Here is a 24014-nt window from a genome sequence, read left to right as displayed (position 1 = left end):
GCCCCCTGACATGCGGCTACAAATATTCGGCTCCGGACATGCGCCATCCGCATCCCGACATCCGCGCCGCGCCGGCCGCTCCCGGACACACTTTCCCGAACATCCGCACCCGCTTTATCAGAAATGAAAAGCCGTTTATCAATATGCGTTACCGCCCGAAGCCCGTGCCGGCTTACCTTTGTTAGGTAAAATAACCTGAACGACCATGAAAACCAATCTCGTTGCAATCAGAAGCCTGCTGCTTCTCACCCTGGCGTCGTATTGCCTCGCGGGCCGTGCGGCGGCACCCCAGAAACGCGAAATGCGGTTCGGGAAACTCCGAAAGGAATTCGCCGACCCCGGCAGGGAGTTCCGCCCGGCCCCCCTGTGGGTGTGGAACACCCGGGTGACACGCGCCGACATCGACCGCATGCTGGGCGACTTCAGGGAGCAGGGATTCGGGGGAGCTTTCGTCCACCCGCGCCCGGGCCTGGTCACGGAGTACCTCTCCGACGAATGGTTCGACCTTTATAAATACAGCGTCGAAAAGGGCCGGGAACTGGGGCTCGACATCTGGATTTACGACGAAAACTCCTACCCGAGCGGCTTCGCGGGCGGCCATGTCCCGGCCGAGATGCCCGAATCGTACAACCAGGGACAGGGCCTCAACCCCACCCGGGCCGACATGCTGCCCGACGACGCACGCAAGTATTTCCTCTGCCTGAAAAAGGAGGGGGACACGTTTGCCGACATCACGGACAGCCTCGCCCGCTACAAAGGGATCCCGGGCGAATACTACCTCTATGAAAAGACCTGCTACGGCCGGTCGGGGTGGCACGGAGGCTACTCCTACGTCGACCTGCTGGTGAAAGGCGTCACCGAGAAATTCCTCGACATCACCATGTCGGGCTATGAAAAGACATTCGGCAAACAGTTGGGGCCGGTCATCAAAGGCATCTTCTCCGACGAGCCGTGCATCCCCAGTTCGGGCGGCGTGCGCTGGACGCCCGACCTGTTCGATGTCTTCCGGGCAACGTGGGGCTACGACCTGAAAAACGTGCTGCCGCTGCTGACCGAGCAAACCGGCGACTGGAAACGCGTGCGCCACAACTACACCCAAACGCTCACGCAGCTTTTCATCGACCGCTGGGCCAAACCCATGTCGGCCTACTGCGACAGCAAAAACATGTTCTGGACGGGCCACTACTGGGAACACGACTGGCCGAGCATGTACCAGGGCGGCGACAACATGGCCATGTACGCATGGCACCAGATGCCCGCCATCGACATGCTCTTCAACCAGTTCAACGACACCGCCCCGCAGGCGCAGTTCGGCAACGTGCGCGCCGTCAAGGAGCTGCGCAGCGCCGCCAACCAGATGGGATACGTCCGCACGTTGAGCGAAACCTACGGCGGCGGAGGCTGGGACGAAACGTTCCGGGACTTCAAGCGGCTGGGCGACTGGGAGTACGCACTGGGCGTGAACTTCATGAACCAGCACCTCGCGCACATGACCATCGTCGGGGCCCGCAAATACGACTATCCCCCGGTCTTCACGCGCCTGTCGCCGTGGTGGAGCGACTACAAGGCGCTGAACGACTATTTCGCCCGCCTGTCGCTCGTGTTGAGCCAGGGCGAGCAGCGCAACGACATCCTCATCCTGGAACCCACGACGACGATCTGGCTTTACTACTCCCACGTGGCGAACCATCCCCGGGTCATGGAAATCGGCAACAGCTTCCAGCACTTCGTCACCACGCTCGAAAAGGCGCAGGCGGAATACGACCTCGGCTCGGAAAACATCATCAAAGACCACGGCTCGGTGAAATCCGGACGCCTGGCCGTCGGCAAACGCGCCTATAAAAAAGTCGTGCTGCCGCCCATGACCGAGAACCTCGACGCACGGACGTTCGAGCTGCTCGGGAAGTTCGTCGCCGCGGGCGGCGAGCTCATCCTCTTCGCGGAGCCGACACTCGTCGACGGCGAGCCGAGCGCCGAACTGGCGGAGTTCCTGCGCCGCAACGCATCCCGCATACGGCATTATGCGGCGCTGGACGGCAAGGCTGTCGCCGAATCGTTCCGCAGCGACGGGATACGCTTCAGCGAGGTCGCGGGCAGCGACCTCTACCACCAGCGGCGCAGTTACGACGACGGCGAACTGCTGTTTCTGGTGAACTCGTCGCTGACCGACGCCGCAACGGGCCGCGTCGCCCTCCGGGGCCGGGAACTCGTCGAGGCGGACGCCCTGACGGGCCGGCTTCACGCCCGCCCGCACACCGCCGACGGACAATACGTCGAAGCGCAGTTCGACCTGCCGCCCGCCGGAAGCATGGTGTTGTTCGCACCCGCTTCGCGCACAGCCGGATACGCCCCCAAGGCCCCGGCGGCCGACGGCGCAATCGTAAAGGCCGCAACTCCGTTGACAGTGGCCCGGATGCGGGACAACGTGCTCAACATCGATTTCTGCGACCTTACGATCGACGGGCAGCCCGAACGCAACCTCTACACGTTCGCGGCATGCAACAAGCTGTTCGGCCATTACGGAACGGGCAATCCGTGGGATTCGGCCATTCAGTACCGCCAGTCCATCGTCGAACGCGACACCCTGGAAACGGGCGACATACGGGTGCTCTACCACTTCGTCGTCGCGGACGACATCGACTCCCGCGGCATGAAAGTGGTCGCCGAACAGCCCGACGTCTGGAACGTGAAAATCAACGGCACCCCCGTGCAGGCCGACGCATCGGAAACGCTTCTCGACAGCCGTTTCGGGGTCTACCCCGCCGACGGGCTCGTACGCCGGGGCGCCAACACCGTCGAGTTGAGCGTCAGCCCCATGAGCATCTACGCCGAAATCGCCCCCGTGTACCTGTTCGGCGACTTCGCACTCGAATCGGCCGGAGCGGGATGGATTGTCCGCGCCCCCGCCGCACGGCTGGAGCCCGGAAGCTGGAAACGGCAGGGACTGCCCTTCTACGCCTGGGACGTGGCTTACGGCAAAGAGTACGACATCGACGACCCGGCGGCCGGCTACGCCCTGCGCCTCGGGGCCTGGGAGGGCACCGTCGCACAGGTTTACGTAAACGACAAAAAGGCGGGAATCGTCGCCTGGGAACCCTACGCCTTCGACCTGACGCCCTACCTGCGCAAAGGGCGCAACCGGATCGAAGTCCGCGTCGTGGGCAGCCTGAAAAACCTGTTCGGCCCCCACTACAGCGGCGATCGGGGCATTGCCGGCCCGTGGCACTGGAACAACGTATCCCGACAGCTGCCCGGCAGCGACTACGACCAGCGGGATTACGGTTTGATGGAAGACTTCGAGGTCGTCATTTCGAAATAACGCATTGCAGCATATGAAAATAGGATTACTCGCCGTAGGACTGAACACCTACTGGCACCAGTTCGGCGGACTGCTCGAACGGCTCGACGGCTACCGCAACGCCGTAAAGGAAAAAATGGAGGCCCGCGGGGGCGGCATCGTCGTCGATGCGGGCATGGTGGACGACGTGGACAAGGCGCACGCGGCCGCAGCGCTCTTCAGGCGCGAGGAGGCGGAGGTGCTCTTCATCTTCATCTCTACCTACGCGCTTTCCGCGACAATCGTACCTTTCGTCAACCTCCGGATTCCCGTCGTGCTGCTCAACCTGCAGCCCGCCCCGGCCATCGATTACGCCCGGCTGAACGGCATGTCCGACCGCGGGGAGATGACGGGCGAATGGCTGGCCAACTGCCAGGCCTGCTCGCTGCCCGAGTTCTGCTCGGTGCTCAACCGCGCCGGCACGAAGTACGACGTGGTGACGGGCTACCTGGACGATGCCGAGGCGTGGAAGGAGATTTACGAATGGCTCGACGCAGCGAAAGTCGCGCACGGCATGCGCCGCAACCGCATGGGACTGCTGGGCAATTACTACGGCGGTATGGTCGACGTCTACTCCGATTTGACGCTCCAGAGCACGGTTTTCGGCACCCATGCCGAAATCGTGGAGATGTGCGAACTGCATGCGCTCCGCAATTCGGTGACGCAGGCGGAGGCCGATGCGAGAATTGCCCAATTCGGCCGGGCATTCGTCATCGACCCGGGCTGCACGCCGCAGGAGTTGGAACGCGCGGCCCGCACCTCGGTGGCGCTGGACAAGCTCGTCGAAACGCACCGGCTGGGTTCGCTGGCCTACTATTACGCCGGGGCCGCAGGCAACGAATACGAGAACATCGTCACCTCGGTCATCGCGGGCAACACCCTGCTGACGGGGCGCGACATCCCCGTCGCGGGCGAGTACGAGGTGAAGAACGTCCAGGCGATGAAGATCATGGCGCTGCTGGGCGCCGGAGGCTGTTTTTCGGAGTTCTACGGCATGGATTTCACGGACGACGTCGTCCTGCTGGGACACGACGGCCCGGCGCATTTCCTGCTCGGCGAGCAGAAAGCCCGGCTGGTGCCGCTGCCCGTCTACCACGGCAAGCCCGGCAAAGGACTCTCGATACAGATGTCCGTCAAACACGGCCCGGTAACGCTCCTGTCGGTCGTCGAGGGCAGCGGCGGGATTTCGTTCCTGCTGGCCGAGGGCGAATCGGTGCCGGGGCCCGTGCTGAACATCGGCAACATCAACAGCCGTTACAAATTCCCGATTCCGGCCCGGGAGTTCCTCAACGGCTGGAGCAAGGCGGGGCCGTCCCACCACTGCGCAATCGGCGTCGGCCATGTCGCGGGGGCCATCCGCCGGTACGCCGCGATGCTCGGCATCCCGGTGACGGTCGTCTGTTGAGAAAAGACTGCGACGAAGATTATTTACCGAGCGGCTCCCGCTCCCGGCGGTATTGCTGGGGCGGGACGCCCTCTTTTTTGCGGAAGAACGTGGAGAAATGGCCCGCATTCTCGAAACGGAGCCGGTAAGCAATTTCCGCCACGGTCAGGCCGGTCGTGTCGAGCAGCTCTTTGGCCCGCAGGTAGCGGATTTGCGCGAGGTACTGCGCCGGCGATACGCCGACATACTGTTTGAACATCTTGCGGAACCACGAGTAGCTGACCGACAGGCGTTCGGCGATACCCTGCGGCGTGAGATCGGCCTCGACCTCGCGCTTCATAATGGCCCGCGCCTCGTCGATTTTACGGATGGCGAACGAATCGCTGAACAGAAGGTTACGCTGCTTGTAATAGACCAGCCCCAGCAGGAACTGCACGATACCGGCCGCCACCTGCTGGTAGGCGGCCTGCTCTTTGAGGGCATATTCCGCAATTTCCTCGTACTGCCCGATAATCGACTGGCTGAACCCGAGGGTGAAGAGCGGACTGCGCGGCGAAAAAAAGCCGTTGGCCACCTGCGCGTCGATGCCGCCGCCCCGGAAGCCGACCCAGTATTCGAACCACCCCGTGGCCTTGTCCGGCTCGTAGGTATGCCACTCGTTGGGAAAAAGCAGCATCATCGTTCCGGCTTTGACGCGCTGCCGCTTGCAGGAGCGCGACTCGAACCACCCCTCGCCTTTGGAGATGTAGATAAGCTGGTACTCTTTCAGGACACGCCCGCTGCGCGGATCGAAGAGGTGCGATTCGGGATGCTGCGCCTGCGGGTAGGAGCTGTGGGGCGGAATCATCTGGTAGCCTACCGTCGTGACGACCAGCCCCCACGCCTCGTCGCTGCGGCTGATGTTGAAGTATTTTATGTTGCAGCCCGCTGCCGTTTCCATATCCGCACGGTTAGATTCGTTTCAAAATTACGAAAAAGTTCGCAGGCCTCCAAACAAAAAACGGCGCGCCGCGCCACAAGGGGAAACGACGCCCCGGAACGGACGCGCAGCCGGAAAAAATGCGACCGGGCCCGTGCGGCATAAGGAGAGTGCAACGGGGAAAATCAGGGCGCGGCGGGCATGGCCGGGAAAAGCCATACGGCCCGGGAAACGTGAACGTGCAAGCGGGAAAACGTAAAAACCCACTCCGGAAGAAATCCAAAGCACACTCCGGAAACCCCAAAAGCACACTCCGGCAAAACGAGCGCGCGCACTCCGTGATAACGGAAATGCGGCCGGGGCACAGGGGCCCGGCCGCATCCTTTTGCGTGATTCCGGCGCGGTTCGAACGCGCGACCCGCAGCTTAGAAGGCTGCTGCTCTATCCAACTGAGCTACGGAACCATCGGCAAATACGCCGCACAGCGCACGATTTGCGCGGCAAAGATAGGAAAAGTTTTTCACAACAGCCCCCGGCAGAGCAAAAAATCTCACATCCCGCACGGCGTAAACATGCCGTCAATGCGGAAACGGCGGATTGACCGCACGTCCGTGAATACCCCGCAAAAACCACGGTTCCCCGTACCGGAGTGGCACCCGCGGCACAACAGGCACCCCCTGTGAAAACGGCAGGCGACACCGCCGGCAGCAACAGCAACGGGAACGTCAGCAACGGGAAACGGCAGGAGATGGACGGCACACGGGCGGCAAAAGGTTGGCAAGCGGCGGGAAGCAGGCGGCTGCAAGCGAAACCGGCAGTGCCAGCGCCGGCACACCGGACGAGCCGCCGCAAGGCCCCGGCAATGCGTCCCAACCTGCCGGAAATCAGCCTTTCGCAGCTATTTTTCCGCGAATTATTTTGCCGGGCGGAATATTTTGCCTACATTTGCAGGCTTAAAAGCCCAAAGTGGGTGAGCGTTTTTTATTAATTACACAAAATTTTATAGCAAATGGCTGTTAAAATTCGTCTGGCACGCCACGGTAAGAAAGGCTACGCTTTCTACCACATCGTTGCCGCAGATAGCAGAGCGCCACGTGATGGTAAATTCATCGAAAAGTTGGGTACCTACAACCCCAACACGAATCCTGCTACGATCGACCTGAACTTCGAGCAAGCACTGGGTTGGTTACAGAAAGGCGCACAACCTACGGATACTTGTCGGGCTATCCTCTCGTACAAGGGCGTATTATACAAGAAGCACCTGCTGGGCGGTGTCGCCAAGGGCGCATTCTCGGAAACCGAAGCCGAAGCTCGTTTCAACAAATGGCTGAACGAGAAGGCCGGTAAGATCGAAGCCAAGAGCAACAAGCTCTCGACGGATGCCAAGGCGGCCGAAAAGGCCCGTCTGGCTGCCGAAGCCAAGATCAAGGAGGAGCGCGCACAGGCTATCGCCGAGAAGAAAGCCGCTGCCGAAGCTGCCGCCAAGGAGGCTGCAGAGGCCGCTGCCGCTGAAACTGCCGAGGCTCCCGCAGAGGGCGAGGCAGAGGCTCCCGCCGCAGAATAAGCGCAGGACGCTTCTTTCCGGAATCCCGGTAAATTTCCCGCAGCGGGAGGTTTACCGGTTTTTTTCATTACTTTTGTGAACTTCCGCACCGCGGCGCAGAAGTGCCCTGCGGCTCTGCCCTGAACCGCCGACTCCCCGGCATATAGGCCGCCGCAATGCCGGGAAAACCGCTCCGCAGGCACGGCACGCCGGGAGAGGCAGGCAAGACAGCTTCCCCGACACCGCGGTACAGGGAGCGTTTCTCCGCATGCACAGCATGCCGGAGGACAAACAGGATACACCGCCCCCGGTACCGGGACGCGGACAACGAATTGCAAACCGAACCGATATGAGCGTTTCCACCCCTGCAGGCAGGATTAACAAGCTTTTCGGCACCGACGGCGGCGTGATGCTGTCGCTCTACACCGATTTCCCCGCCGACTTCGACACCGACACCCCGCTGATGGTCACCATCGACGCCCTCGAGGTGCCGCTCTACTGCGAACGCTTCGAACGCCGCGGGGCCACGGGCGCCGTGGCCGCATTCGCCGATTTCGACACCGAGCGCCGGGCCCAGGAGCTCCTGGGCCGTGAATTCCGCATCGAATTCGAGGAGGAAGAGGACGACGAATTTTACCTGGAAGACCTGATCGGCTTCGCGGTGTCCTGCATCGAAGCGGGTGCGGACGGAGCGCACGGCGCGGCTGCCCCCCTCGCAGGGACGGTCACGGACTACTACGACAGCGACGCCAACCCGCTTTTCGAGCTGGAGCTCGCGGACCGCACGGTGCTCGTACCTGCCGCCGAAGAGTTTATCGCCCATATCGACTTCGAGGGACGCACGATAAAAATGGTGCTCCCCGAAGGGTTGCTCGACCTGTAACAGCCCATGAAACCGCTCCGCACGACAAACACCCGCCGCACGCCCCGCCTCCTGCCCCGCCGGCGCATGGCATGGCAGGGATTCGCACAGGCGTTCTGGCTGGTGGCCGCGGTGCATGCTTTTGAATAACCTAATCGCTTTTATTCCATAATATGGCACGTGTAGTAATCGGACTTTCAGGCGGCGTGGATTCGTCGGTCGCGGCTTACCTGCTCAAGCAGCAGGGGCACGAGGTCACCGGACTGTTCATGATAAACTGGCACGATACGACGGGCACGCTCGAGGGCGACTGCCCGTGGCACGACGACCGGGTCTTCGCCGAGCTGGTCGCCAAGAAACTGGACATCGCGCTGCACGTAGTCGACCTCTCGGCCGACTATCGCACACGCGTGGTCGACTATATGTTCTCGGAGTACGGAAAAGGCCGCACGCCCAATCCCGACGTGCTGTGCAACCGCGAAATCAAGTTCGACGTCTTCCTGCGCGAAGCGCTCAAGCTGGGTGCCGATTTCGTGGCCACGGGCCACTACTGCCGCAAGGCCGAGGAGCGGCTGCCCGACGGGCGGACGGTTTACAAACTGCTCGCAGGCGCCGACCCCAACAAAGACCAGAGCTACTTCCTCTGCCAGCTCTCGCAGGAGCAACTACGCTACGCGATGTTCCCCGTGGGCGAACTGCTCAAACCCGAAGTGCGCCGCATCGCGGCGGAGCAGGGGCTCGCCACCGCCCGGCGCAAGGACTCGCAGGGCATCTGCTTCGTGGGCAAAGTCGACCTGCCCGTTTTCCTCCAGCAGAAACTGGCCTCGAAAAAGGGCAACATCCACGAGATACTCCCCTCGTGGCCGAAATACCGCAGCGGGCTTCCCGCCGGACAGCCAGCGCAAAACGGCACCCCCTCACCCGCACAGGCAGCCGGGGATGCCGCCCCTGCCGGCCAGCCCGTCCCGGAGGCCGAGCCTGCAGACGGACAACTCGCGGCGCTTGCCGCCCCGTGGCGCTACACGGTTCGCGACGGTAAGAAAATCGGCGAACACAACGGCGCGCATTTCTACACCATCGGCCAGCGCAAGGGGCTCCGGGAGTCGCTGTTCATCCTCGCGACCGACACCGCGCAGAACGTCGTCTACGTCGGCGAGGGCGACGCCCATCCCGGACTGTGGCGCCCGGCGCTGCATATCGCCCCCGGCGAGATACATTGGGTCAATCCCGCCCGCGTCCTCTCTCCCGGGCAAAGCGCCCGCTTCAGCGTCCGCATCCGTTACCGCCAACCGCTGCAAGGGGCCCGGCTGTTCGTCCGCGACGAAGGGGCCTACCTTGTTTTCGACACGCCCCAGCGGGGAATCACCCCGGGACAGTTCGCAGCGTGGTACGACGGCGACGAGCTGATCGGCTCGGGAGTCATCGCGGAGTAAACCGCCCCTGGAAGAAAGATTCGGCACATGCGACCGAGCCGGCGGAGATTCCGCCGGCTGGAGCACGCAAAAAAGAATGCGAAAAGCAAAGCTTTTCGCATTCCGGCATTATATACCCGACACCTGCCTGAAACAATCCGGGCAGGGGCGCGACGTGAGCTCGAACTCGAGTACGCCGCCCTGCACGATCTGCTCGTGCGTGATGAAAGGCCGGACGAGCTGCTCGCCGTTCAGCCGTGCCGAGCGGATATACTTGTTCACTTTGGACGCACCCGGGGATTTGACGACGAAGCTGCGGCCGCCGGGCAACGCGATTTCGATCCGCTCGAAAATCGGGGAGCTCAAGGCATATTCGCCCGAGGCCGGATTGACCGGATAGAAGCCCATCGCGGCAAAGACATACCACGCCGTGAGCGCCCCGCCGTCCTCGTCGCCGCTCAATCCCGTGGGACGGTCATCGAACCAGAGGTCGGCAATCTGCCGCACACGGTGCTGGGTCTTCCATGCCGCCCCCGCGTAATTGTAGAGCCACGGAACATGGAAGGCGGGTTCGTTGCCGGCAGGCATCAGCCCCTGCAACCCCGTGGCGTCGGGCATCCGCCCCATGAATTTCCATTTGTCGATTTCCGGCCCCCGGTTGTAGGCCTCGTCGATCCGGCGGACGAAAGCCTCGTCGCCACCCATCAGGGCGATCAGCCGCGGGATGTCGTGCTGCACATGGAACGCATGGACGCAGGCGTTCACCTCCGCGAAATAACTCCGGGCGCCGTAACCGTCGCACAACTGCGGATCGAAAGGTTCGATCCACTCGCCCCGCTCGTTCTTCGGGGCGAAATACCCGATGGCGGGGTTCCAGAGGTTCAGGTAATAGTGCGAACGGCGCATGAAGAGTTCATAATCGTCCGCACGCCCCAGATAGCGTGCGATCTGCGCCAGGCACCAATCGTCGTAACTGTGTTCGAGCGTCACGGAAACGGCCTGCCGCTTTTCCCATCCGTCGTCGATATAGGGATACTTCTCGGGCTCGCCGGGCGCCAGAGCCGGGAAATAGCCGTGCTCCGCATAGAACCGGTCGGGTTCGCGTGCGGCACCGGCACGCCAGGGGATCATCGTCCCCTCCAGCGCATTCTTGCGCAGCCCTTCATAGAGTTTTTCCACATCGAATCCGGTGATTCCCTTGCGAATCGCCTCGGCGGCGAACGACGCCACGTGGTTGCCGATCATCGGTTCGCCGTGCCAGTCGGGGTTCGCCCCCTCGAACCAGTCCCCGCCCCATTCGGTGAGTTCGGGGAACGAGGGCACCCAGCCCCACTGCTCGTACATCCGGACATACGACTGCAACTCGTCGGCCTTGCGCCCGGGGTCGAGCAGCATCCCCAGCGCATGCAGGTTGCGGTAGGTGTCCCACATCCAGTCGTCGTTGTAGAAAGGCCGTGCATCCTCGTGCACACGGCGGTCGAAGCCGCTGTAATAGCGTCCGCCTTCCGACTGGTCGACCATGCGTTCGAAAGTCCGGTACAACGAAGTGTAGAATATCCGGCGCTCCCTCTCCGTCCCGCCTTCCACACGGATGCGTCCCAGCGCCTCCTCCCAGACGGCGCGGCTCCGCTCCTTCACTGCATCGAAAGCGAGCCCCCCGGTTTCGGCTTCGAGATTGGCCCGCGCCTGCTCCGCACTGATATAGGAGATTCCCACCCGGAAACAGACCTTACCCACACCGGCCGGGGCGGAGAACCAGGCACCGATACCGCTCCCGGATGCCGATCTCTCCCCGGAAAGCGCCGTCCCGTCATACGTGCCGGAACTCCCGAAAGGCCGGTCGGCGACCGCATAGAAGTACTGACGGGCGTAATCGACCGCTTCCCAGCCCGAAACCACCCGGTTGCCCTCCACGGCGACCTCGCCTTCGGAGCCGACGCGAAAAAGCACGTTCGCCTGCCGGCCCGCATCCGTGAAGTCGAATTCATAGAGGGCAGCCCTCTCCGTGGTCGTCCATTCGGCCCACACCGCAGGCTCTTCGAGCCATACCCGGTGCGACCAGGGATGCAGCTCTTCCAGATCATGGTCGTACCACGAAGAGGAGCGCTCCGGCTCGAACGACACTTCGCCAACCGTGGGCATGACCGAGCCTGCTGTCCCGCTGCGGTAGCGGGGCATATTGAGGGCTATGCCGTAGATCCGGTCGGAGAAATAGCGGTCGTTGAGCCCGGGTTCGGTCACCGGGAAAACCCGCACCATCGAGTGCGGCCGGTGCACCTGCGGGGTAACGGTCGTCAGCAGGGGTGCCACGCCGCCGATATTGGGGTCGACCCAACGGCCCACGCCCTGATCGCGGCAGGCCGAAAGACAGGCAGCGGAGGCCGCCGAAAGGACAAACAGTAAAATTCGGGATTTCAGCATCATTCTATGTTTTGATTTTGTTTTGAAAATTCGTAAAAAATCGGTTTGGAACGGCGAAGTTCCGGGTAAAAATCCTTATATTTGTTTAGTCAGCCTTATACCCATGAAGTACATTCTGAAGGAGATCACCCCGCTGGGGAAAAACGACCTGTTCATCGCCAACTACTGGCCCGACAACCAAATGGATTTTCCGCTCCATTTCCACGAGGACTACGAGCTGAACCTTACGCTCAACGTCCGCGGGAAGCGCATTCTGGGGAATCTGGTCGAGGATTTCACCGAAAAGGATCTGGTCATCACCACCCCCAACGTACTCCACTGCTACAAGCGCGACGACGCCTTTCTGAACACCCGCTGCGAAGTCGTCGTCATACAGTTCCCCAAGGAGCTTCCTTCGTGGGGCATCTTCGACACCGACCAGCTGCGGGACATCCGCAACATGCTTTGCCAACCGGCCCCGGGGCTCAAGTTCTCGGAAGAAACCGCCGAGGCGGTACGCGAACGGCTCCTGCGCCTGCCCACGGTCGAGGGGTTCGAGGGCGTGCAGCTCTTTCTGGACATTCTTCACGAACTGGCCTGTGCCGATCGCACGCAGGTCGAACTGATCGGTGTCCAAAGCAGCGACAGCTCCTTCCCGCACAGCCGCCGCATCAACCGGATCGTACAGTTCGTCGAGAAAAACTACAACCGCAAGATCTCGCTGGAAGATGTCGGGGAGCTGGTCGGCATGTCCGCATCGTCGGTAAGCCGCTTCTTCAAGAAACGCACCCGCCACAATTTCTGGGACTACCTCAACGGGTTCCGCATCGACCGTGCAGCGCAGATGATGATCGAAACCGAACACACCATTTCGGAGATAAGCTACGCATGCGGGTTCAACAACATCTCCAACTTCAACCGTGTGTTCCGGGAGCGGATCGGCACGACACCGAGCGACTACCGGAACAAATTCAAGGAGTCGATCATCCCCGACCGCTGACACGACAGGCCGCTGCGGCCGGAACCGGCCGAGCACCGCAGGGCGCAGCCCCGGCACACAGCCGGCCCCGGTCAGGGCATCCGGTTTAATCCCCGTTCCAAAGCTCCCTCACGGTTTCTTCTATATCCATCCCGTAGGGCACCTTGTCGCTTTTGGCGACGGCCCGGCCCAGGAACACCGGTTCGCCCGCCGCAAGCGACACGACACGTGCGCCGGGCATTTCGAGATGTCCGTGCGGATCATTCTCGCGCAGCCATTCGTAAGCATAGCGCAGCCACGCGCGGCGGGTAGGGACATCCTGCATGTAGAACCAGGTAATCTCGTCATAGCCCCATACATAATGGTCATTGAGATCGGCCACACCCGGGTGGTCGCTGACGCCGAAATTATCGAACTCGACCAGGTAAGGCAGGGCGTCGCACCGCCAGCCGGCCGGGGTCACGCATGCGGGGCTTTTGCCGAAGATGGCATCGATATGGCCCTTTTCCAGCACGCATTTCATCGGCTCTTCGGGAACTTCCCTGATACGGAGCGGGAAAGAGTTGAAATCGATCAGGCTCCGTTCGCCCACCATCATGCCGCGGCTGCCCGCATGGGCGTCGAACAACACGAAATGACGACGGGCACGGGGATAGACCCACGCGCGGACTTTCTTCAGGAAACTGTCCCACGCCTGCCAATCACGGTCGTTCATCCCCATCAGGTAAACCTGTCCCAGGTGCACGGCCTCGACGCCTATATCCACGTAGGAGCCGATCAGGTACATCAGCCACAACTGCGTTTCGACGCGCGTGATATCGGGCACGCTGGCACCCGGCGCCCACAGGTCGACGTATTTGCCGTCGGGCGCGAGCATCTGCGCATAGTCGAAGTTGCGCTCTTCGGCGGGAAGCCCCAGGGCCTCGAACGCCCAGGCCGGCACAGGAACCTCGCTCACCTCGCGGTAAACGGCCTCGAAGGTCGCGGCCTGGAAAATCACGTCGGAATCGAAGGCATGCACCTCGTCGATCAGTGCTTCGGCTCCGGCCCAGAAACCGGGCTCCGTAAGCACCTTCTCGTCGCCCCAGCGGTAGATCGCCCGGCCGATGAACTTGGCGCCCGTATTGCGGATGAACGCCACGTCGGCCGCCTTGTCGGGATAAGTCCCGTCGTTGCAGTAGGGGTCGACCGTGAGGAACTCCGACATGGTCACGGCACGCGAGAGATAACGCTCCAGCACGGCCTGCGAAACCGGGCCGTCGAAATAATAGGGGTCTTCGGCGCGGCCGCACGAAACGGCGCACCAAATACACAAGGCAGACAGCAAAATCACTCTTTTCATGGCAGGTATCATCGTTTGCTCCACAGTTTCTTAATCGTCTCCTCGGCCGAGCGACCCGTCGGAGTGGCTTCGCTCTGCGTATTGCAGCGGTAAAAGCGCGTGGGGCCGGAGATCGACACGCGGCAACCCGGCATCTGGATGTACCCGATGGGGTCTACGCGGTTCATGTAATCCACGGCGTATTCGAGCCAGTAACGGGCATACTCGTCGTCGCACAGGCTGAACCACGAAATCTCGTCGTAGCCCCAGACGAAATTGTCGCCCCAGTTGTAGGAGCCGGGATGGGTGCTCTCCCCGAAATTGTCGAACTCGAGGATATAGGGGATGCGGTCGGCCGTCCAGCCGCTCGGCGTTTCGCCGCCCTTCGTATAGCCGATTACCGAATCGAGATACCCCTTTTCGAGCTTCGCCTTGACGGGTTCGCCGACAATCTCCTTCGGACGCAGCGGGAAAGACACGAAATCGAACAGGTGCCTGCCGTCGACCACGATGCCGCCGTTGCTCAGGTGGGCGTCCATGATGACCGTGCCCCGTATGGCCTTGGTCCTGGCAACCTCACGTATCTTGGAGAGCAGGTTGCGGTATCCCGCATAGCCGTTGTCCGAATCGCCCATCGAGGCCATCAGATGCACCTGTCCGCAGTGAAAGGCCTCGGCGCCGGCTTCCATGTATTTCACGGCCATGAAATAGAACCACATCTGCGCCTCTTCGCGCGACATGTCGGGCACGCAGGTGTTCTCGCCCCACTGTCCCCAGTAAAGGCCGTTCTCGTCGCGGATGTCGTCGAAGCGGAAATTCCGCACCTCGGGTTGCCTGCCGAATGCCCGGAACACCCACTCGGGAACGGGAATGTCGTTGACCCGGGTGGAAACCGTTTCGAACATCGCCGCCTGGAAGAGCAGGTCGGGATCCTGGCCGTGCATCCTGTCGACCTTGGCCCGGGCTGCGGCAATCCATGCATCGTCCTTGAAATTCGTCTCCTTATTCCACTGATACAAGGCACGTCCGATAAACTTGGCGCCGACGTTGAGCAGCATGCGTTCGTCGTCCTGCGTCCCGTAAACACCGTCGGTCGAGGTTTCGGCCTCGGACAGGAATTCGGTCTGGGTAATCGCCCGCGAAAGGTAGTTGTGCAGCACCTCTTCGGACATCACGCCGCCCGAAAACCGGTAATTGCCCGTGTTGGGCACGGGATCGGGCCGCTGGGGGATTTCGGGCCACTGGCTTTTGTCCCACTCCTTTTCGCACCCCGCGGCCGTAAGGGCGAGGGCGGCGGCAAATAATACTATCTTAAACTTTTTCATCGTATTTCGGTTTTAGGGCTCCGGCCGTGCACCGTCCGGAGCCCCCGTTCACATTATTTGTTACAATTCGTCTATCCGATAAGTCACACCGTCCGATTCGATCGTGAAGGTCGCCCCGGGAGCAAATACGCTCCCGCGGTAAAGTTTTCCGAGCAAATCCAGCCCGACCTTGTCGGAGGTGGAAGTCACGGGAATACCGCCTTCAAGGGTACCGTTGCCGGTGACCGTCACGTCGCCGCCCACGCTCACGAGCGCTTCGAAACCACCCAGGCCGTTGAGCCGTTCGTTACCGGTGAGCACCAGGCTTCCGCCGATCGTTTCGAGTTTCATCACGTCGAAATTCCAGAAGTTGCCGTTGCAGCCCGAGACGATGAAATCGCCGCCCACGCTTTTCAGCGAGTTGAACGTCACGCCGCGCATCGGCGTCATCACGCCCGTCAGTTTCACGCTGCCCGCCACGCTCACAATCTGCGAGAGGCAGTTGCCCGCGCCCCAATCGGTCGCAATCTTCGGACAGTCCTCGAAAACGAGGTCGCCGCCGATGGCCGTCATCTCTTTCATGCCGTTCAGGTTGAACAGTTCGGCACAGTTGCGGAAGACGATGCCGCCCTCGACCGTAAAGCCGCCGTTGCTGAAAAACTGCTCCGTGGAGGTGAGGTTGCTGCCTTCGAGCGTCAGCGTGCCCATGACCTTCTCCACGCGGGTCTTGACGAACGAAAGGTCGTTGTCCGACATCGTATTGCCGGCATCCGCGATTGTCAGATCCTGCACGGTTTCCTTCACCGCAGAACCGTCCTGCGGGGCAAAGGCCAACAGCTCGTCGCGGCTCGAAATCGTGTAACTCTTATAGGGGCTCGGCACCGGGAACCCGACCGCCGAGCCGTCGGCATATTTACAGGTCACCACCGCCGTCGGGGCCACCACGCCCGATTCGATCCAGCGGGCCACCATGTCGAAGCCGACCTGATCCGAGGTGCTGTCGTAAGGAATACCCCCGTTCGTCGTGCCGTTGCCCGTAATGGTGATGTCGCCGCCGACCGAGGTCACGGACGCAAAGCCGCCCAAGCCGTTGAGTTTCGCATTGTCGGTAATGACCAGGCTGCCGCCGACGGTCGCAAGGCTCATACCTGCAAAATTCCAGAAATCGCCGTTGCAGCCCGAAACGATGAAATCGCCGCCCACGCTCTTCAACGACTGCAGGGAAACGCCCGCCATGGGTTCAGCTATACCGGTGAGTTTCACGCTGCCCGCCACGCTCTCGATTTGCGAGAGGCAGTTGCCCGCGCCCCAGTTCGTCGCAATCTTCGGGCAGTTCTCGAAGACCAGGTCGCCGCCGATCGAAGTCATCGACTTCATCCCGTTCAGGTTGAATAGTTCGGCACAGTTGCGGAAGACGATGCCGCCCTCGACCGTAAAGCCGCCGTTCAGGAAGAACAGTTCCGTCGAAGTGAGGTTGCTGCCTTCGAGCGTCAGCGTGCCCATGACCTTCTCCACGCGGGTCTTGACGAACGAAAGGTCGTTGTCCGACATCGTATTGCCGGCATCCGCGATTGTCAGATCCTGCACGGTTTCCTTCACCGCAGAACCGTCCTGCGGGGCAAAGGCCAACAACTCGTCGCGGCTCGAAATCGTGTAGCTCTTATATTCTCCGGGCTGTGGTATCTCCGAGAATTCGACGGGCGTACCGTCCGCATAGCGGCAGTCGATGATTGCACCGGGCTGCACGACGCCGCCCGTAATCCAGGATTCCACCAGATCGAAGCCTACCTGCCCGGCCGTCGAAACATAGGGAATGCCCCCGGCGCCCGGATCCGTACCGTTGCCCGTAATGGTAATGTCGCCGCCGATGTACTCCACCTTTTCGAAGCCGCCCAAACCATTCTGGTGGTCGTTGCCGGTGAGCGTGAGGCTGCCGCCCACATGGCGGAGATCGGTGGCCAGGTTCCAGAAGAAGCCCGTATAGAGCTCGATACAGTTGTCCGCGAGGGTCAAATCGCCGCCGACCTTCGACAGCGAAGCGAAGGCCATCTGCTGCATACCGCAGTTGCGCACCGTCAGGTCGCCGTCGATTTCCGTTATCTGCGCGAATCCGTTGCCGCGTCCCCAGTGGGTCAGGTAGGGGATATTCTCGAGTATGAAATCGCCGTGAATCCGGGTAATATTCTTGAAACCGTTGTTGTTGAAGAACTTGTTACCGCCGCTTTCGTCATAGGTCGAGATATTGCGCAGGATGATGCCGCCCTGACAGTCGACCTTGCCGAAGAAGGTTTCGGTGGTCTTGAGCGAAGCGCCGTCGACGGTCATCGTACCCTGCACGACGGAGATCTTCGCCGCCAGCAGCGCCATTCCGTCGTCCGTGACGTTGGGGCCCGTGACCGTCAGGTTCTTGACCTCTTTACCGCCGGGACTGAATGCGGCAGCCTCGGCGTCGGACTTGATCGTATAGCTGTAAACGCCGCCCGACTCTCCGCCCTGGCCGATGAGCGACGGGTCGGTCACGGCCAGCGGATGGTTGTTCGACAAGGTCACGTTCTCCGCATCGAGCACCGAATTGGAGATGAGGTATTTGATGACATTGAAACCGTAGCTGTCCGGCTCGTCGGGCTTGTCCTCGCCCAGCGAGGCATTGCCCGTGACGTATAGTTTCCCGGTCATCTTCTTGATTCCCAGCATGCCGCTGATATCCGTCAGCAGGGGATTGTCCTCGATATGTATGTCGCCGATGACGAACTTCACGCCCAGGTCGCCGACGGCCGTGAGGGATTCGTTGCCCGAAACCTCGAGTCTGGTCGCAATCGACGTGGTATTGGGCAGCGCCAGCGTCCCGATCCCGGTGTTGCGAATCAGGAGCGTGCCGACGGCGGGGACATCGAGCGAGGAGATATCGGTAATATCCGCCCCCTCGATGGTGATGCTGTTTGCAGTAGGGCGTGCGGGGAAAGCGTCGACCTCGGCCTGCGTCTTCAGTGTGAAATTCCCACTGTACGGGTTCGCCGGGTCGGTCGTATCTTCGCTGCACGCGGCCAGTCCCGCACAAAGGAACAATGCGGCGGCCGGAAGCAGGTATTTATGGAATAATTTCATGGTTTACGGATTTTTAAATCGGTTATTTCTGCGGGTTGAGGTCCAGTTCGCGCTGGGGCGCAGGATAGAAATAAGCATAGGTCGGCTTGAATGCCTTGTTGGTGATATGCTGCTCGTCGACGCGGTTCAGGCGGCGCAGGTCGTAGATGCCGTGTCCTTCGAAAGCCAGCTCCTTCGTCCGCTCCCCAATCACCGCCTCGCGGAAATCTTCAATCGAAAGTCCTTCGGGAAGCGCATCCAGTCCGGCGCGCCTGCGCACCTCGTTCACCCATCTGTACCCCTCTTCGGTCGGCCCGGCCGCCTCGGCATAGGTGAGCGCCACTTCGGCGAAACGAATCAGGTAGAGGTTGGCCGAGGTACGGTTGGACTTCGACTTGGGATCGGTGTACTTGCGGCAGAACGGATAGAAGAATTTGTTCCTGATGTTATCGCTGCTGGTGAGGTTCGACGGGTCGTAGGTGGCCAGCACGCTTCCGTCCTCGTTATAGATCGTCGTCACCATCAACTGTTTGCGCAAATCGTCATCGTCGTAGGTTTCGCGGAAATCGTTGTCCACGCGCATCACCTGGTAGCCCGATTCGTAGTCCATGAACTTCATAACCTCGCGGCTGTTCTCCCCCAGCGACGCGGAGATATAGACGATGCTTCCGGTCTGGATGCAGAACATTTGGGGCAGCTGCGAATAGGTGCCTTCCATGCCGCTGGCCTCGCGGTTCATCGAAGTCATGAAGATATGCTCCACCCCGTCGGCCTGGTGCTCGACGTCGTAGACATTGCCCAAATCGGGGTCGAGCCGGTAGACCGTCTGTTTATCGAGCACGTCGCCGGCATACTGCGCCGCGAGGCGGTACATCTCGTCGGCATCCGACACCCAGTCGTACCCGGGGGCTTCCGAGGCCTTGGACGAAGCGAGGTAGAGGTAAACGCGTGCGAGCAGCGCCTGCGCCGCGACCTTATCGGCACGCCCCTGCACCTTGTTCACCGGCAGCAGGTCGATGGCATCTTCCAGTTCGCCGATGATGAAGGCGTAAACATCCTGAATCGGGGCGAAATCCTTGAAAGCGTCCGAGGTCGTGGAAACGGTCTTGGAACGGATGGGCACGCTGCCGTAGTTGATGACCAGCATGAAGTGGTTGAAGGCACGCAGGAAATGGGCTTCGCCGAGGATTTTGTTACGCGCCGTGGTCGAAATATTGGACATCTGCGCAACGTTGTCCAGCACCGAATTGGTGCGGGCGAGGCTCACGTAGGCCGATTTGAAAAAGTAGATCGCCTCGTCGCTGGTCGGCGTGATGTCCCACTGGAACAGCGGGCTCTCGTCGGCCTTGCCGTAGGATTTGTACTGGTTGGTCGGCACATCGCTCAAATAAAAGAGGAAGCGTCCGCAGTAGTCGATATAGTTCAGGGGCACATAGGCATACATCAGCGCCGATTCGGCATCGGCCTCGGTATTGTAGAAGGTCTGGTTTGAATAGGTGCCGTAGGGGACTTCGTCGAGGCACGAGCCCAGCCCCGCGAGCGCTCCCAGCAATGCGAAATACAGGAATATACGTTTCATGTTCACTTGGCTTTTTTTAGAATTTGAACTCTGCGCCGACGGTGATGACGCATACTTTGGGATAGGCCACGTTACCTATACCGTTCTCCCCCACTTCGGGGTCGTATTCGCTCACTTTGGAAAAAGTGAAAGGGTTGCTGGCGCTCACATAGGTACGCAGGTGCTTGATCCATTTCAACTTGTCAGCGGGCAGCGTATAGCCCAGCGTGATGTTGGAGATGCGCAGGAACGAACCGTCCTCGACCGACCACGACGAAGCGTGGTACTGCCGGTTATAGCGCAGGCTGGGACGTTCGTTGTTGGGATTCTCGGCCGTCCAGCGTCCGGACTGCAACGCCGCGGACCCGAGCTTGCGGTAGGAGAAGATGTCGTTGCCGTAGACGGCGTACATCATCATCGACAGGTCGAGGCCGCAGCGGTGCGAGAGCGAAAGCGAGAGGCTCGACGTGAACTTGGGGTTCGGGTTGCCGATAATCATACGCTGGTTCGGATCGAGCGTACCGTCGGCGTTCAATCCGACGTAGTTCAGTTCGCCCGGACGGGTATTCGCGCTCGACCCGTCGCCCTGGGGCGTCTGGATGATGCCGTTGACCATGTAGCCGTAGAACGAATTGACGGGATAACCGATGGCCAGCACGTTGAGGAAAGCGTCGTTATAGACGCTGCCGCCGTACTGCGTATAGCAGATACCGTTGGCATCGACCGTGGCACCCGAATTTTCGGCCGTGCCGATTGCAACCACCTTGTTGCGGTTGAGGCTGAAGATGCCCGTCGCCGTGAAATTCCAGTCCCGGGTCGAAACGACACGCCCCGTGACGGCCACCTCGAAACCCTTGTTCTGGATCTCGCCGTCGTTGACCCAGACCGTATCGAAACCGGTGCTGGGCGGAAGGTACTGCTTGCGCAGCAGGTCGGTCGTCTTCTTGTAATAATAGTCGAAGGTAACGTTCAGCCGCCCTTTCAGGATTGAGAGGTCGAGGCCGACATCCAACTGCGCGGTCTTCTCCCACGTCAGTTCGTGGTTGGCCATGCCCGCATACGTAACGAAACGGTCGCCCAACCCCTCGCGGCCATCCTGGTAACCGATGCCGTACACAGTATACTCTTTGCCGCCCGACCAATAATAATCGAACCCGAAGCGTTCAAAGGTCTGGTACGGGGAAATTCCCTGGTTACCCGAAATGCCGTAGCTGGCGCGCAGTTTGAGCTGGTCGAAGAACCCGAGCGACTTGATCCACGGCTCCTCTTCCAGTTTCCAGCTCACGGCCCCCGAGGGGAAGAAGCCCCAGCGATGCCCTTTGGCGAATTTCGAAGCGCCGTCGGCACGGGCCGTGAAGGTCACCAGGTAGCGGTTCTTGTAGGTGTAGTTCAGGCGGGTGAAGCCCGAAGCGAGTATCTCCTGGCTGCGCGAGGTCAGCGTTATGACCTTGTCCGCACCGGAAACCACCTCGTCCTTGAGCGCGGCATTGGAGAACCCGCGCCCGGTGATGCTCGAACCCCTGCTCACGCTGTTCTCGTAGCTTCCGCCCAGCATGGCCGAAAAAGCATGGTCGCCGATCGTTTTGTTGTAGGTGAGGAAGGCGTCGCCCGTCAGGTTGACGTAGGTCGACTCGCTGTTGCCGCCCTCGCCGTTATAGTTGTCCCCCGCAAGGGTGTAGAGAGGCGGGTTGAAGTAGGCCGAACGACGCTGTTCGGCGCGGGCATTGCCCGACACCGACATAATCAGCCCGGGGATAATCGTCCAGTCGGCCTTGACGAGCGCATAGCCCGACATGTTGTCCGATTCGTTCTTGATCTCGTTATTGATCATCACGGGATTGCCGTAGTCCTTGGGCTGGCTCTTGAAATAGGAGCCGTCACCGTTGTAGACCGGCCAGAGCGGATTGCGCCCGTAGCTCGTACCGTTGTTGTAGGTACGGAAGCCGCGCACGAACCCGGCCTTGGTCTTCAGGTTGATGCTGCGGGCGACCTGGTGATCGTAGGACATGTCGACCGTATACTTCTCGAAATCGTCCTTGTGCTGCATGCCTTCGCCGTTGTAATAACCCAGGCTCACGTAGTAGCGGTTTTTCTCGCCGCTGCCCTCGATCCCGATGCTGTAATCCTGCGTTACCGAAGTGCGAAACACGTGGTCGGCCCATTTGGTGCGGAAGGGCCATTCACCGCTCTCGATTTCGGCGATAGAGGGGTAATAGGTGCCGTCCGACCATATCTTCCCGGTATACGGCCCTTCGGCGCCGCCGTTCTCGTAGGATTCGTTTTCGAGCCGTGCCATCTGCACCGGGTCGCGCCAGTAATCGAGTTTGTCGCTGAAAACGCCGACGCCGACCTTTCCCGAGAACCAGACGTTGTGGTGTTCCTTCCGGCCGCCCTTGGTCGTTACCATGATGACGCCGTTGGCTCCGCGCGAACCGTAAATGGCGGTCGCCGAGGCGTCTTTCAGCACCTCGATCGACTCGATGATGTTCGGATTGACACTGGTCAGGTTACCCGCGTCGCCCATCGGCACGCCGTCGACCACCACCAGCGGCGAATTGGAGCCGTTGATGGAGCTGATGCCGCGCACGCGCATCGTGACATTCCCTTCCGGACTGTCGTTGGAATTGTCGATTACCGTCAGGCCGGCCACGCGGCCCTGCAACAGTTTGTCGATCGACCCGGCCGAAACCTGCGTTACGTCCGAAGCCTTCACGGAAGCCACGCTGCCCGTCAGGTCGCTCTTCTTCATCGTACCGTAACCGATCACGATAACCTCTTCGACCAGTTCGGCATCCTCTTCGAGGCTCACGTCGATGGCCGTACGCCCGCCGACAGGCACTTCCTGCGATTTATAACCGAGGAACGAGATGATTAGCACGTCACCGGCTCCCGCAGCGATGTTATAGGCACCCGAAGCATCCGTCGTCGTACCCCTGACGGAGCCTTTGACCACCACCGATGCCCCCGGAATAGGATTCCCGTCGGGACTTCCCGTCACGATTCCCCGCACGGCCGTATTCTGGGCGAACAGGCCCGTGCCGCACAACAGCAAGGGAATCAATAGCATGAATAGTTTGTTTTTAATCATTTTGCAAACAGGTTAGTTGTTTAGGTTTTACATTTTTCCAATCCGGCTATAATATAAATAGGTGTCGACCGACCGTTTTTTTTAATAACTGCGCCCAAATCGACTATTACAAATATAGAATAAAGAAATACATATACATGGTGATATTTTGACAAAATATAACAATATTTTCACAGTTCAAAATAATCCGACCCACCTAAAAACGGCACTACAAGCCCATAAACACAATACACCATTAAATAACAGGGAACTACAAATTTCATATTATTGCACAATAATGTCAAAATAATACATGCTTGTGCAGATATTTCACCAGATTATCCGGCCGGAACATACTACCTTTGAATATCGAAATTTTACATTATCCGGCTGAAATTTTTAAATTAATTTAATTATGTTAACCCCTTTCCGAGAGATCATACGGGACGCCCACCGCCGGCACTACGCCGTGGGGGCGTTCAACTGCTTGAGCGTCGAGAATGTAATGGGAGCCGTCGCTGCGGCCGAAGAGCTGCACGCACCGCTCATCCTGCAACTCGCCGAGGTACAATTCCCGGGGGCGCCCCTTGAACTGATGGCCCCCGTCTTCCTGCAAGCGGCACGCAGCGCCAAAGTTCCTGTCGCCGTGCACCTCGACCACGGACAAAGCCCCGAGACCTGCATCCGCGCCATCCGCGCAGGATTCAATTCGGTGATGTTCGACGGCGCCGGCCTGCCGCTGGAGGAGAACATCGCCCAAACACGCCTGGTCGCCCGGCTCGCACACGCCGCCGGCGTCGACGTCGAAGCCGAGCTGGGACGCGTGGGCGACACCGGCTTCGGC

At 60.5% G+C, this 24014-nt stretch carries 16 protein-coding genes and 1 tRNA gene; 9 read left to right on the top strand and 8 right to left on the bottom strand.

The annotated features are described in order from the left end of the window. Positions 1–205 precede the first annotated feature (205 nt). Positions 206–3319: a glycosyl hydrolase gene (locus QZT71_RS07600; protein WP_295914646.1), complete on the top strand. Its 3114-nt coding sequence runs from the start codon at positions 206–208 to the stop codon at positions 3317–3319. 13 nt (positions 3320–3332) lie between these two features. Then, complete coding sequence (locus QZT71_RS07595; protein WP_295914644.1) at positions 3333–4742, top strand: L-fucose/L-arabinose isomerase family protein; 1410 nt, start codon at positions 3333–3335, stop codon at positions 4740–4742. 19 nt (positions 4743–4761) lie between these two features. On the opposite strand, the gene QZT71_RS07590 is transcribed toward QZT71_RS07595, so the two are convergent. Next, positions 4762–5661, bottom strand: a complete 900-nt coding sequence (locus tag QZT71_RS07590) for an AraC family transcriptional regulator (RefSeq protein WP_295914643.1) — start codon at positions 5659–5661, stop codon at positions 4762–4764. A gap of 369 nt (positions 5662–6030) precedes the next feature. After that, positions 6031–6104: transfer RNA gene (locus tag QZT71_RS07585), tRNA-Arg, on the bottom strand. A 215-nt stretch (positions 6105–6319) separates the two neighbouring features. Between QZT71_RS07585 and QZT71_RS07580 the strand changes: the two genes are divergently transcribed. The 5 genes from QZT71_RS07580 (at position 6320) to mnmA (ending at position 9478) form a co-directional block, all read left to right on the top strand. After that, a complete protein-coding gene (locus tag QZT71_RS07580) occupies positions 6320–6628 on the top strand; it encodes a hypothetical protein (RefSeq protein WP_295914640.1) in 309 nt (102 codons plus the stop codon). Between the two features lie 21 nt (positions 6629–6649). Then, entirely contained in the window at positions 6650–7204 is a 555-nt protein-coding gene (locus QZT71_RS07575; RefSeq protein WP_295914638.1) for a 30S ribosomal protein S16, read from the top strand. Between the two features lie 328 nt (positions 7205–7532). After that, positions 7533–8066 (top strand): ribosome maturation factor RimM, encoded by a 534-nt coding sequence (rimM, locus tag QZT71_RS07570; protein ID WP_295914636.1) that lies wholly within the window; start codon positions 7533–7535, stop codon positions 8064–8066. 6 nt (positions 8067–8072) lie between these two features. After that, the gene (locus QZT71_RS07565; RefSeq protein ID WP_295914634.1) at positions 8073–8195 is read left to right on the top strand and encodes a hypothetical protein; all 123 of its coding nucleotides are present in this window, start codon (positions 8073–8075) and stop codon (positions 8193–8195) included. 23 nt (positions 8196–8218) lie between these two features. Further along, positions 8219–9478: a tRNA 2-thiouridine(34) synthase MnmA gene (gene mnmA / locus QZT71_RS07560; protein WP_295914631.1), complete on the top strand. Its 1260-nt coding sequence runs from the start codon at positions 8219–8221 to the stop codon at positions 9476–9478. A gap of 108 nt (positions 9479–9586) precedes the next feature. Here mnmA and QZT71_RS07555 read toward each other — a convergent pair whose 3' ends face one another. Beyond that, the gene (locus QZT71_RS07555; protein ID WP_295914628.1) at positions 9587–11878 is read right to left on the bottom strand and encodes a GH92 family glycosyl hydrolase; all 2292 of its coding nucleotides are present in this window, start codon (positions 11876–11878) and stop codon (positions 9587–9589) included. Positions 11879–11981: 103 nt separating this feature from the next. Between QZT71_RS07555 and QZT71_RS07550 the strand changes: the two genes are divergently transcribed. After that, positions 11982–12857: an AraC family transcriptional regulator gene (locus QZT71_RS07550; protein WP_295914624.1), complete on the top strand. Its 876-nt coding sequence runs from the start codon at positions 11982–11984 to the stop codon at positions 12855–12857. Between the two features lie 85 nt (positions 12858–12942). Here the strand turns inward: QZT71_RS07550 and QZT71_RS07545 are convergent, their stop codons facing one another. The 5 genes from QZT71_RS07545 to QZT71_RS07525 are packed head-to-tail and all read right to left on the bottom strand — an operon-like array spanning position 12943 to position 23191. Next, positions 12943–14178, bottom strand: a complete 1236-nt coding sequence (locus QZT71_RS07545; protein WP_295914622.1) for a hypothetical protein — start codon at positions 14176–14178, stop codon at positions 12943–12945. Between the two features lie 8 nt (positions 14179–14186). Next, entirely contained in the window at positions 14187–15482 is a 1296-nt protein-coding gene (locus QZT71_RS07540) for a hypothetical protein (protein WP_295914620.1), read from the bottom strand. A 60-nt stretch (positions 15483–15542) separates the two neighbouring features. Next, positions 15543–18566 (bottom strand): hypothetical protein, encoded by a 3024-nt coding sequence (locus tag QZT71_RS07535; RefSeq protein WP_295914617.1) that lies wholly within the window; start codon positions 18564–18566, stop codon positions 15543–15545. Between the two features lie 22 nt (positions 18567–18588). Further along, positions 18589–20124, bottom strand: a complete 1536-nt coding sequence (locus QZT71_RS07530) for a RagB/SusD family nutrient uptake outer membrane protein (protein ID WP_295914615.1) — start codon at positions 20122–20124, stop codon at positions 18589–18591. 16 nt (positions 20125–20140) lie between these two features. After that, positions 20141–23191: a TonB-dependent receptor gene (locus tag QZT71_RS07525; protein ID WP_295914612.1), complete on the bottom strand. Its 3051-nt coding sequence runs from the start codon at positions 23189–23191 to the stop codon at positions 20141–20143. Between the two features lie 394 nt (positions 23192–23585). On the opposite strand from QZT71_RS07525, the gene QZT71_RS07520 reads away from it, so the two are divergent. Next, a partial coding sequence (locus QZT71_RS07520) for a class II fructose-bisphosphate aldolase (RefSeq protein ID WP_295914609.1) occupies positions 23586–24014 on the top strand: 429 nt, incomplete at its 3' end.

This window comes from uncultured Alistipes sp. (assembly GCF_902388705.1).
Taxonomy (GTDB): domain Bacteria; phylum Bacteroidota; class Bacteroidia; order Bacteroidales; family Rikenellaceae; genus Alistipes.
The sequence above is the reverse complement of the archived record's forward strand: the minus strand, read 5'-3'. Positions and strand labels throughout refer to the sequence as shown.